This window comes from Streptomyces sp. CA2R106 (assembly GCF_037034245.1).
Taxonomy (GTDB): domain Bacteria; phylum Actinomycetota; class Actinomycetes; order Streptomycetales; family Streptomycetaceae; genus Actinacidiphila.
Map to the genome: position 1 here is coordinate 1 of NZ_JBAGKC010000219.1, position 261 is coordinate 261.

Annotated in this window: 1 protein-coding gene; it reads left to right on the forward strand. The window is 71.3% G+C overall.

Features of this window, described 5'->3' with window-relative positions; all coding sequences use genetic code 11:
- The coding region (locus tag WA788_RS35825; RefSeq protein ID WP_335984728.1) for a KR domain-containing protein at window positions 1-261 on the forward strand (261 nt) is incomplete at both ends.

Genomic DNA, 261 nt, shown 5'->3' on the forward strand with positions numbered 1-261 from the left:
GGGTGCGCGGGTGGCGGTGGTGGCGGCTGACGTGAGCGACCGGGAGGCGTTGGCGGGGGTGCTGGCGGGGATCTCCGCGGAGCGTCCGCTGACGGGTGTGGTGCACACCGCGGGGGTGGTGGATGACGGGTTGGTCATGTCGTTGACGGCGGAGCGGATCGGGCCGGTGCTGGCGCCGAAGGTGGATGCCGCTTGGCATCTGCACGAGCTGACCCGGGACCTGGACCTGTCGCTGTTCGCGGTCTTCTCCTCCATGTCCGG